At 72.6% G+C, this 10,111-nt stretch carries 9 protein-coding genes and 1 tRNA gene; 3 read left to right on the top strand and 7 right to left on the bottom strand.

Features of this window, described 5'->3' with window-relative positions:
• The first annotated feature begins 217 nt into the window (after positions 1-217).
• Together Q0L15_RS06145 and Q0L15_RS06140 are read left to right on the top strand one after the other, a co-directional pair.
• Complete coding sequence (locus tag Q0L15_RS06145; protein ID WP_296603003.1) at positions 218-1,612, top strand: aspartate aminotransferase family protein; 1,395 nt, start codon at positions 218-220, stop codon at positions 1,610-1,612.
• Positions 1,609-3,159, top strand: coding sequence for an FGGY-family carbohydrate kinase (locus Q0L15_RS06140; RefSeq protein WP_296603001.1), 1,551 nt, complete (start codon positions 1,609-1,611; stop codon positions 3,157-3,159). Before Q0L15_RS06145 ends, Q0L15_RS06140 begins: the two co-directional genes overlap by 4 nt.
• A gap of 2 nt (positions 3,160-3,161) precedes the next feature.
• On the opposite strand, the gene Q0L15_RS06135 is transcribed toward Q0L15_RS06140, so the two are convergent.
• From Q0L15_RS06135 to Q0L15_RS06125, 3 genes are read right to left on the bottom strand one after another with little or no spacing between them, the layout of a single operon-like run.
• Complete coding sequence (locus Q0L15_RS06135) at positions 3,162-3,995, bottom strand: DUF72 domain-containing protein (RefSeq protein ID WP_296603000.1); 834 nt, start codon at positions 3,993-3,995, stop codon at positions 3,162-3,164.
• Positions 3,996-4,011: 16 nt separating this feature from the next.
• Positions 4,012-4,383, bottom strand: coding sequence for a hypothetical protein (locus tag Q0L15_RS06130; RefSeq protein WP_296602998.1), 372 nt, complete (start codon positions 4,381-4,383; stop codon positions 4,012-4,014).
• Positions 4,380-5,408 (bottom strand): phosphotransferase, encoded by a 1,029-nt coding sequence (locus tag Q0L15_RS06125; RefSeq protein ID WP_296602997.1) that lies wholly within the window; start codon positions 5,406-5,408, stop codon positions 4,380-4,382. Before Q0L15_RS06125 ends, Q0L15_RS06130 begins: the two co-directional genes overlap by 4 nt.
• A 39-nt stretch (positions 5,409-5,447) precedes the next feature.
• On the opposite strand from Q0L15_RS06125, the gene Q0L15_RS06120 reads away from it, so the two are divergent.
• Positions 5,448-6,194, top strand: coding sequence for a PIG-L deacetylase family protein (locus Q0L15_RS06120; RefSeq protein WP_296602996.1), 747 nt, complete (start codon positions 5,448-5,450; stop codon positions 6,192-6,194).
• A 50-nt stretch (positions 6,195-6,244) separates the two neighbouring features.
• Here Q0L15_RS06120 and Q0L15_RS06115 read toward each other — a convergent pair.
• From Q0L15_RS06115 to Q0L15_RS06100, 4 genes are all read right to left on the bottom strand, one after another.
• Positions 6,245-6,317: transfer RNA gene (locus tag Q0L15_RS06115), tRNA-Asn, on the bottom strand.
• 86 nt (positions 6,318-6,403) lie between these two features.
• Complete coding sequence (locus Q0L15_RS06110) at positions 6,404-6,925, bottom strand: hypothetical protein (protein WP_296602994.1); 522 nt, start codon at positions 6,923-6,925, stop codon at positions 6,404-6,406.
• Positions 6,922-8,799: a DNA primase gene (gene dnaG / locus Q0L15_RS06105; RefSeq protein ID WP_296602993.1), complete on the bottom strand. Its 1,878-nt coding sequence runs from the start codon at positions 8,797-8,799 to the stop codon at positions 6,922-6,924. The genes Q0L15_RS06110 and dnaG overlap by 4 nt, the downstream gene beginning before the upstream one ends.
• A 21-nt stretch (positions 8,800-8,820) precedes the next feature.
• Entirely contained in the window at positions 8,821-9,735 is a 915-nt protein-coding gene (locus Q0L15_RS06100) for a 2-hydroxyacid dehydrogenase (protein WP_296602991.1), read from the bottom strand.
• Between the last annotated feature and the right edge of the window lie 376 nt (positions 9,736-10,111).

Below are 10,111 nucleotides of genomic sequence, written 5' to 3'. Positions count from 1 at the left end.
CGAACCCACGACCCAAGGATTATGAGTCCTCTGCTCTGACCGACTGAGCTACCGCCCCGTGCGGACGGGAGCCTAGTCGTCGCTCGATCCGGGACGTCATGCGGCTGGAGCCGACGGTTGCTCCGTCCGTCTGACGTCCACAACGCGCCCTGCGCCGCTACCCTCCGAGACGGAGGGACCCGGCCGCGGCCGCGCGGGGGCACCGGGTCGCACGCAGATGAGCGACTTCCCGTACGCCGAGCGCTTCCCCGTCAACCGCACGCTCCCCGACCACGGGCGGCCGCGCGAGGAGATCCTCGCCGAGCTGCACGCGATGGCCACCGAGGAGGACGCGGTCTGGGAGACCGGCAAGTGCTCGGGGACGATGTACTGCGGCGACCACGACCACTACCGGTTCCTCACCGAGTCCTTCGGCCTGTTCGCCCACGTCAACGCGCTGCAGCGCGACATGTGCCCGAGCGCCACGAAGTTCGAGGGCGAGATCATCGCGATGGCGCTGGACCTGATGCACGCCGACGCCGTCGAGGACGGTACGCCGGCCGGCATGGTCACCAGCGGCGGCACGGGCAGCATCCTGCACGCCGTCCTCGCCTACCGCGAGCACGCCGCCGAGCACCGCGGCATCGACCGGCCCAACTTCGTCAAGCCCGAGACCGGGCACCCGGCGTTCGACAAGGCCTGCCACCTGCTCGGCGTCGAGCTGCGCACCGTGCCCGTCGACCCGGCCACGACCGTCGTCGACCCGGCCGCGGTGGCGGCACTGGTCGACGTCGACACCATCGCGATCATGGGCTCGGCCGGCAACTACGGCTACGGCACGATCGACCCGATCGCCGAGCTGGGCCGGGTCGCGCTCGACCACGGCACCGGCCTGCACGTCGACGGTTGCCTGGGCGGGTTCATCCTGCCGTTCGGCGAGGAGCTCGGGTACGACCTGCCGCCGTTCGACTTCCGGGTGCCGGGCGTCACCAGCATCTCGGCGGACACCCACAAATACGGCTACGCGTTCAAGGGCACCTCGACGCTGCTGTTCCGCGACAAGGCCTACCGCAACGCGCAGTACTTCCAGCTGGCCGGCTGGAGCGGCGGCAAGTACATGTCCCCCGGCATCGACGGGTCCCGCTCCGGAGGCCTGCTCGCCGCGACCTGGGCCTCGATGGTCAGCCACGGCCGCGACGGCTACCTGCACCACGCGCGCGAGATCTTCGAGACCGCGGACCGCATGAAGGCGGCCGTCCGCAGCCACCCCGAGCTGCGGATCCTCGGCAACCCCACGTTCTGCTTCAGCTTCACCTCGGACGCGTTCGACATCTACCACGTCAACGACGCGCTGCGAGAGCGCGGCTGGCGGCTCAACGGGCAGCAGTACCCGAACGCCATCCACCTGGCCGTGACCCGGCCCCAGACGCAGCCCGGTGTGGTCGAGGCCTGGACCGCCGACCTCGCCGACGCCGTCGAGCACGCACGCCGCCAGCACGCCGCCGGGGTCGAGGCCGCCAGCAGCGCGATCTACGGCGGGGTCGCCGGCGGGATGACCGACGAGGTCGAGGAGTTCATCGTCGCGATCATGAGCGACCTGCTCGACGCCCAGCAGAGCGTCCCGCCCGCATGAGCACCGCCCGTCGGCTGGTGCTGGCCGTGGACCTCGGCACGAGCGGCATCAAGGTCGGCCTGGTCACCACGCACGGCGAGATCGTGCGGTGGGAGCAGCACCCGCTGACGACCGAGTACGCCGAGCACGGCTCGGCCACCCAGGACCCCGACGGCTGGTGGCACCTCGTCCGCGAGTCGACGCACCGGCTCCTGGGGTCGGCCCCGCCCGCGGCCGGTGAGGTCGTCGCCGTCGCGATCACCGGCCAGTGGGGCAGCACGGTCCCGGTGGACGCCTCCGGCCGCGCGGTCGGTCCGTGCCTGCTGTGGACCGACACCCAGGGTGCGCCCCACGCGCGGGCGCTCGTCGGCGGCCGCATCCAGGGCTACCGCGCCCGGCCGCTCGCGACGTGGATCCGGCGTACGGGCGGGGTGCCGTCGACCTCGGGGGCCGACCCGCTCGGCCACATCCTGCACCTCGAGCGGGACTGTCCCGAGCTCGCCGCCCGTGCCCGGTGGTACCTCGAGCCGGTCGACCACCTCGCGATGCGCTTCACCGGGGTGGCCGCCGCCTCGCCGATGTCGATGACCGCAGCCTGGCTCACCGACAACCGCCACCCCGAGGTCGTGGGGTACGACACCGTCCTGGTCGACCGGGCCGGGGTGCCGCCCGAGAAGCTGCCGCCGCTCCAGCCGTCCGGGTCGGTGGTGGGCACGGTCCGACGAGAGGTCGCCGACGACCTCGGCATCTCCCCCGCCGCCCAGGTCGTCACCGGCCTGCCCGACCTGCACGCGGCCGCGATCGGGTCCGGCAGCCTCGGGCTGCACGAGGCGCACATCTCGATCGGCACCTCGGGATGGGTGACCTGCCCGCTGGACCGGAAGAAGACCGACCTGCTGCGCCAGTGCGCGACGGTGCCGGGCATCGGTCCGCACCCCTACCTGCTCGGCGACAACCAGGACAGCGCCGGCCGCTGCCTGCAGTGGTACCGCGGCACGCTCGCCGAGCGCGACCGGCCCGCCCCGTCGTACGACGACATCACCGACCTCGCCGCCACGGCACCGGCCGGATCGGGCGGCGTGATGTTCACGCCCTGGCTCACCGGCGAGCGCAGCCCCGTCGACGACCGCGCCGCGCGGGCGGGCTTCCACAACATCGGCGTCGCGACCACCGGCGCCGACCTCGCCCGCGCCGTGCTCGAGGGCGTGGCCCTCAACACCCGCTGGCTGCTCGAGGCGGCCGACCACTTCACCGGCCGGCGGCTCGAGCCGCTGCGGATCATCGGCGGCGGGGCCCAGTCCGACCTGTGGTGCCAGGTCGTGGCCGACGTGTGCGGGCGGGTGCTCGAGCGTGCGGAGGAGCCACTGCTCACCGGCCTGCGTGGAGCCGGCCTCGCCGCCGGGGCTGCGCTGCGCGACGTCGCGTACGCCGACGTGCGCTCGCTCGTGCCGGTCGACCGTGTCTTCGAACCGGTGCCGGCGCACCGCGACGTCTACGACCGCCTGTTCGCAGAGTTCCCGCGGCTGCACAAGGCGCAGAAGGGCATCTTCGCCCGGCTGAACGGCTGAGCTCAACGGTTGAGCCGGTCGATCAGCCGCAGGGCGTCGTGGGGCGCGAAGCCCTTCGCGTCGTTGTCGAAGTAGACGACCACCTGCTCGACGCCCGCCTCCCCGGCCCAGCGCCGGCACTTCTCGGCCCACCGGTCGAGCGCGGCGTCGCCGTACCCGCTGGTGTAGAGCTCCTGGTCGCCGTGCAGCCGGACGTACACGAGGTCGGAGGTGACCGCCTCGGCCATCGGGAAGCGGCCCGCGGTGTCGGCGACCACGCAGGCCACGTCGTGCTCGCGCAGCAGTGCGAACGCCTCGTCGGTGCAGAACGACGGGCTGCGGAACTCCAGCGCGTGCCGCACCTTCTGGTCCACCAGCCCGTCGGGCACGGTGGTGAGCGCGCGCTCCTCGGGGACCTTCGCGTCGTGGCGCCGTGCGTGCTCGGCCAGCTCCCCCATCGTGCGCGGCAGCCGCGCGAAGAACGACGCGACCAGCTCGGCATCGAACTGCAGGCGCTCGGGGATCTGCCACAGGATCGGGCCGAGCTTGGGTCCGAGCGCCAGCAGGCCGGAGGCGAAGAAGTTGGCCAGCGGCGCGTCGACGTCGCGCAGCCGCTTCATGTGGGTGACGAACCGGCCGCCCTTGACCGCGAAGACGAAGTCGTCCGGGGTCTGCTCGGCCCAGGAGGCGTACGACGTGGGTCGCTGCAGGCTGTAGAACGAGCCGTTGATCTCGACCGAGCCCATCCGCTCGGCGGCGTAGGCGAGCTCCTTCTTCTGCGGGAGCCCCAACGGATAGAAGTCGCCGCGCCACCCGGCGTAGGTCCAACCGGAGATGCCCACGCGGATCTCACCCACGGGATCAGGGCCTGACCTAGCCGTCGTCTCGCGCCGTGTCGATCGCGAGCGCGAGCGCGTTGAGCCCCGCCCAGCCCAGCGTGATCGCCAGGACCTTGCGCCGCAGGTCGGGGTCGTCGGTGCGCGCGGAGAGCACGGCGCCGTCGCCGAGGTCCATGGCGATGCGCAGCAGCATCGCGGTGCGGAGCGTCCGGGGCGAGCGGCCGAGCAGCGCGGCCCCGCTGATCGCGGCGTCGCGCACGCCGTAGGTCCGCGCCAGCAGCTCCAGCCCCGGGCGGTCCTGGCGGCCCGCGTGCAGCGCCTCGGGCAGGTGGGCGGGGCGAGCGAGGCAGTAGCCGGCATAGCCGGCCGTGGCGGTCGACATCAGGCGGCTGAGCGCGTAGGTCATGCAGATGCCGTACCCCCGATCGGGGGCGCCATGACCAGCGAGCCGAGCCAGTACGCCGCGGAGTCGCCCCACTCGCCCAGCTCGGCGTCGTTCATGGCCGCGGTGCAGCGGATCCAGGACTCCGTGCGCGCCAGCCGGGCCAGCTGCAGGGCGGCCGGCAGCGCCGCGCGCAGCTCGGCGAGCGGGGCGTACTCGCTCCACACCTCCAGAGCCGCGTCGGCGACCCGGGCCAGTCGTGGGTCGTCGGGCGCGAGCCCCCTCCGGTGGGCCAGGACGTTGAGCGGCACCAGCAGCGCCGCCATCGGCTCGGTGACCATCGCGTCGGCGAAGTCGAAGAAGCGCAGCTCTCCACCGACCTCGAACACGTTGTGGCCGTGCAGGTCGTTGTGGCACAGGGTCAGGGGGAGGCGGAGCGCGGCGACCTGATCGGCCCAGGCGGACACCTGCGGGAGGGCGGCGCGCACCGCTGCCTGCTGGTCGGCCGGCATCGCCCGTGGGTCGTCCTCGGGGAGCGCGGCGAACGCCGCCAGCTGCTGGTGGACGTAGCCGACACAGTCGCCAGGTGCCAGCGTCGTCAGCCCGGCACGGACGAGCCGCTCGACGTACCGAGCGACCTCGAGCTGGAGCTGGGCACCCGCGGCCACGACCCGGCACCACAGGTCGACATCGTCGTCAGCGGCGGCCTCGCCGAGGGGCGTGCCCAGATCGGGGGTCAGGAACAGCCCACGCGTGGTGTCGACGGCGGCCAGCGGCACGACGTGGCGCGCGGCGAGGTCGTTGAGGGCCAGCACCACCGCGGCCTCGTAGGACTGGGTCGAGCAGTTCTGCTTGGCGTAGAAGACTCCTGCACCGGTCTCGACGCGCCAGACGGTCGCCCAGGGGCGCTGCTTGACCGGCTCGAGGGACGTCGGCTCGCCCACGGCCCCCGACACCCAGGTCCGCAGCTCGGCACGGAACCGCTCGCCCGCCCACCGCTCACTGGCCGACGGCAGGCGCAGCGCGATGTCGGCGTACTCCTGCACCATGGGTGGCAGCCTGCCACGCCCACCACCAGGAGGTCGGAGATGCCAGATCAGCCCGAGCCGCTCGAGCCGCTGCCCGAGGACTGGGAGCGCGCCCTGTGCGTCGTCGCCCATCCCGACGACATGGAGTTCGGCGCCGCCGCTGCCGTGGCGCGCTGGACCGCGCAGGGCAAGGACGTCACCTACTGCATGGTGACCAGCGGCGAGGCCGGCATCGACGGCATGCACCCCGACGAGTGCCGGGTCGTGCGCGAGGCCGAGCAGGTCGAGTCGGCGCGCGTCGTGGGCGTCTCGGCGGTGGAGTTCCTCCACCAGCCCGACGGCGTGCTCGAGTACGGCGTGGCGCTGCGCCGCGAGATCGCCGGCGTCGTACGCCGCTTCCGCCCCGACATCGTGATCACCGGCAACTTCCGCGACACCTGGGGCGGGGCCAACCTCAACCAGGCCGACCACGTCGCCACCGGTCGCGCGGTCGTCGACGCCGTCCGCGACGCCGGCAACCGCTGGGTGTTCGCCGACCAGCTCACCGACGGGCTCGAGCCCTGGGGCGAGGTGCGGGCGGTCTGGGCGTTCGGGTCGCCGAGCGCCACCCACGCCGTCGACACCACCGATACCTTCGACGCCGGCGTCGCCTCGCTCGAGGCCCACCGCGCCTACATCGATGGTCTCGGCTGGGAGGACTTCGACGCCCGCGAGTTCCTGGAGGGGTTCGGGCGCCAGACCGGCCAGCGGCTCGGCACGACGTTCGCTGCCGCCTTCGAGGTCTTCCCGATGGGCTGGGGCGAGTAGCGCCTCTCGAGAGCCAGAAGGGCCTGGCATCAGCCAGGCCCTTCTCTCTGCTCCCCCGGTTGGACTCGAACCAACAACCCTCCGGTTAACAGCCGAATGCTCTGCCAGTTGAGCTACAGGGGATCGGTGCAGCCCGCACAGGTTAGCAATCCCGCCGCGCAAGCAAAAATCCGCCCCGCTGCGTCGCGACGAGACACAGCCGCCCGCGGTCAGTCCAGGCCCACGTCGCGCATCGCGACAGCCAGCGCCTCCTGCGCGAGCCGCTGGACCTCGGGGTCGTCGGGGTCGACGCCCTCGTCGAACTCGTAGACCCACTGGACCGGCTGGTCGCCTCGCGGCGCGCGCCGGGCGATCACCCGCAGGCCGCGGCGGCCGTCGACGATCACGTGGCGCTGCAGCACGATGCTGGCGGTGACCCGCTCGCGGACCAGCTCGAGCAGGCGTCCGGGCTCCTCGATCGTGAACCGGTGCTCGGGTCGCCGCTCGCCCCATCTGCCGACCTCGGTCACCCGCAGCACGAAGGCGTCGGAGTCCCAGTCGGCCGCCTCGATCTCCTCCCAGGGGATCCGCACGGTCTCGCTGAGCTCGAACGACGACCCCGCGCGCGAGCGCACCAGGTAGAGCGCGTCGCGGGTGCCGCCCAGGTGTCCCTCGGCGGCGGCGGTGTCGGCGAGCAGCCGCTCGCCGCGCTCGACGCGGAGGGGCGGACGCTCGCGGCGCAGCCGCCTCACGTGGCGCTCCCCGAGAGCCGGTCGCGCAGCCCGCGCCGGTGGGCCTCGAGCGCCGCCAGCTCTCCGAACATCTTGTTGAACTCCTCGGGCTGCTCGACGGGGTTGGTGCGCTGCAGCCTGGACTTGATGGCCGCGATCCGCCGGGCGGCGGTCAGCTCCAGCAGCCGGAAGACGTGCTCGGCGACGTACGCCGCGTCGGGCTCCTTCTTCAGGGGCTCCACGGCCAGCGCACTGATCACCGCCGAGACCGCAGGGTCGGTGGCGGCGTCACGCAGGCGGCTCGCCCACGTGGGGTCGCCCGCCCCCGCCCCGGGCCCGCCCGCGGCCGCGACCAGCTCCCACACCCCGCGGTAGGTCGGGTGGGTGAAGTCGTTGACCCCGATGTCGCCCGTGCTGCGTCCGATCGTCATCGGGTGCTGGATGACCAGCTGCAGGGTCTCGCGCTCGATCGCGAACCGCGGGTCGCCGAGGTCGGGCACGGCGGCGCGGGACTGCGGCTCCGGGGTGGTGGCCGCGGCGGCGGCGCCGCCCCTCTGCTCCTGCCCGGGACGACGGTTGGCGGCGCGGCGGACCTCCGCGCGGGCCTCGTCGACGTCGACCCCGACCATCCCGGCGAGCTCGCGGGCGAAGGCGTCGACCTTCGATCGGTCCCGGATGCTCGAGACGAGCCTGGCGCCCTCGCGCAGGGCGTCCACCCGGCCGTCGGCGCGGTCGAGGTCGTACTTGCCGACGACGTTGGTGAGCACGAAACGGTAGAGCGGCACCCGGCGAGCGACCAGCTCGCGGACCGCGGCGTCGCCCTTCTGGATGCGCAGGTCACAGGGGTCCAGCCCATCCGGCTCGACCGCGACGTACGTCTGGGAGACGAAGTTCTGGTCGCCGCCGAACGCACGCAGCGCGGCCTTCTGGCCGGCGGCGTCGCCGTCGAAGGTGAAGATCACCTCGCCCCGGGACTCCTCGTGGTCGTTGAGGAACCGGCGCAGCACCCGGGAGTGGTCGTCGCCGAACGCGGTGCCACAGGTCGCGACGGCGGTGGTCACCCCCGCCAGGTGGCAGGCCATCACGTCGGTGTAGCCCTCGACGATGACGGCCCGGGAGGCGCGTCCGATCTCCCGGCGGGCCAGGTCGATGCCGTAGAGCACCTGGCTCTTCTTGTAGATCGGAGTCTCGGAGGTGTTGAGGTACTTCGCCTCCACCCGGTCGTCGTCGAAGAGCCGCCGGGCGCCGAACCCGATCGTGTCGCCGCTCGCGTCTCGGATGGGCCAGAGCAGCCGGCCGCGGAACCGGTCGTAGCCCGACGGGCCGATCAGGCCACCGACCGTCATCTCCTCGGCCGAGAAGCCCTGCTGGCGCAGGTGGTTCTTGAGCGTCGCACCCTCGCGGGGCGCGAAGCCGACCCCGAAGAGCTCGGCGGCCGACTGGTCGAAGCCGCGCTCGGCGAGGAACTGGCGGGCGACCAGGGCGTCGGGGCTCGCGAGCTGCTCGGCATAGAAGCTCTGGGCGGCCAGGTGTGCCTCCACGAGCCGTCGCCGCGGCGGCCCCTTGGGCCGCTCCTCGCGTACGTCGCCCTCCTCGCGGCGCAGCTGGACCCCGACCTTCTCCGCGAGCCGCTCGACGGCCTCGCCGAACGTCAGCGCGTCGATCTTCATCAGGAACGTGATGACGTCGCCGCCTTCTCCGCAGCCGAAACAGTGGAAGAATCCGCGACTCGGGTTGACGTTGAACGACGGGGACTTCTCGTCGTGGAACGGGCAGAGTCCCTTCTGCGAGCCGCCGCCGGCGTTGCGCAGCGTGACGTACTGCGAGACGACGTCGTCGATGCGCGCCTTCTCGCGCACCGTCGCGATGTCCTCCTCGCGGATCCGCCCTGTCACGTGCCGGAGTCTATGCGGGGGCTAGTAGGCGCCGGACATGATGTTCCACAGTGGCTCCCCCGCGGCGTAGCGGTGCAGCTGGTCGCGCACCAGCCGGTGCGCGCGCGGCCACATGGCGCTGCTCGCGCCGCCGACGTGCGGGGAGATCAACAGGCCCGGCGCGTCCCAGAGCGCGTGGTCCTCTGGCAGCGGCTCGGGGTCGGCCACGTCGAGGGCGGCCCGGATCCGGCCCGCGTCGAGCGCCTCGACGAGAGCGGTCGTGTCGACGACCGCCCCGCGGGCGACGTTGACCAGCAGCGCGCCGTCCTTCATCGCCGCGAGGAATCCGGCGTCGACCAAGCCGCGGGTCTCGTCGGTGAGGGGTACGACGAGCACCACGACGTCGGCGTCCGGCAGCAGGCCGGGCAGCTCGTCGATGCCGTGCACGCCCTCGCGGGACCGTCGCGCGACCCGCGTCACCTCGACCTCGAACGGGAGCAGCCGGCGCTCGATGGCCTCGCCGATGGCGCCGTACCCCACCAGCAGCACGCGCTTGTCGGCCAGCGCCGGTCGCCAGCCGGGCGTCCACGCGTGCCGCCCCTGGGCTCGTACGAAGTCGGGGACGCCGCGCAGGCTGCTCAGGATCAGGGTCAACGCCAGCTCGGCGGTGGAGGTGTCGTGGATCCCGCGGCCGTTGCACAGCGTCACGCCGTCGGGGATGTGCGCGCGGATGTTGTCCACGCCTGCGGTGAGGGTCTGGACCACCTCGAGACTCGTCATCCGCGGCAACACCTCGCCGACCCGGCTGCCCACCTGGTACGGCGGTACGTAGAACCGCACCTCCCCCACCGAATCCGGGACATGCTCGGTCGGGTCGACCACCTCGAAGCGCAACCCCTCCGGCGGGTCGCCCAGCTCGGCCGGGTCGAACGGCAGCCACACCAGTCGATCGCTCACGATGCTCGAGCGTACGTGGGCCCATCGTCGGTCGAGCTCGTCGCCGGTGGTCGAGCTCGTCGCCGGTGGTCGAGCTCGTCGAGACCACCGCAGCACGCGCAGGGCGGCGGATGTACGTCGGCTGCGGGCTGCTTCCGGCTGCGGTCTTCGGCAGCAAAGCGGGGAACGGTCCGCCGTGGCCCGGGATGCTTCCCGGCTTTCAGGCCGCCGCCTCGCCGGAACATCCACGCTGCTGTTGACTTTCCGAAGGTGTGTTTGATAGACTGCCGCCACGACTTCATCTCGGGAGTGGCGATGACCGCACAAGCTCACCCATCACACCGGGTCACGCGCGCCGTCAACCAGATCCACGCCCTCCTCGACGACATCTCCGACG

This window comes from Nocardioides sp., assembly GCF_024509035.1.
Lineage (GTDB): Bacteria > Actinomycetota > Actinomycetes > Propionibacteriales > Nocardioidaceae > Nocardioides.
This window is presented reverse-complemented; position numbering and strand designations above follow the sequence as displayed.

Bases quoted from the DNA above. Each gene is read 5' to 3' on its own strand.
- Q0L15_RS06130 (WP_296602998.1), bottom strand. From the start codon at position 4,383: ATGACCTACGCGCTCAGCCGCCTGATGTCGACCGCCACGGCCGGCTAT.
- Q0L15_RS06120 (WP_296602996.1), top strand. From the start codon at position 5,448: ATGCCAGATCAGCCCGAGCCGCTCGAGCCGCTGCCCGAGGACTGGGAG.
- Q0L15_RS06145 (WP_296603003.1), top strand. From the start codon at position 218: ATGAGCGACTTCCCGTACGCCGAGCGCTTCCCCGTCAACCGCACGCTC.
- Q0L15_RS06140 (WP_296603001.1), top strand. From the start codon at position 1,609: ATGAGCACCGCCCGTCGGCTGGTGCTGGCCGTGGACCTCGGCACGAGC.
- Q0L15_RS06125 (WP_296602997.1), bottom strand. From the start codon at position 5,408: ATGGTGCAGGAGTACGCCGACATCGCGCTGCGCCTGCCGTCGGCCAGT.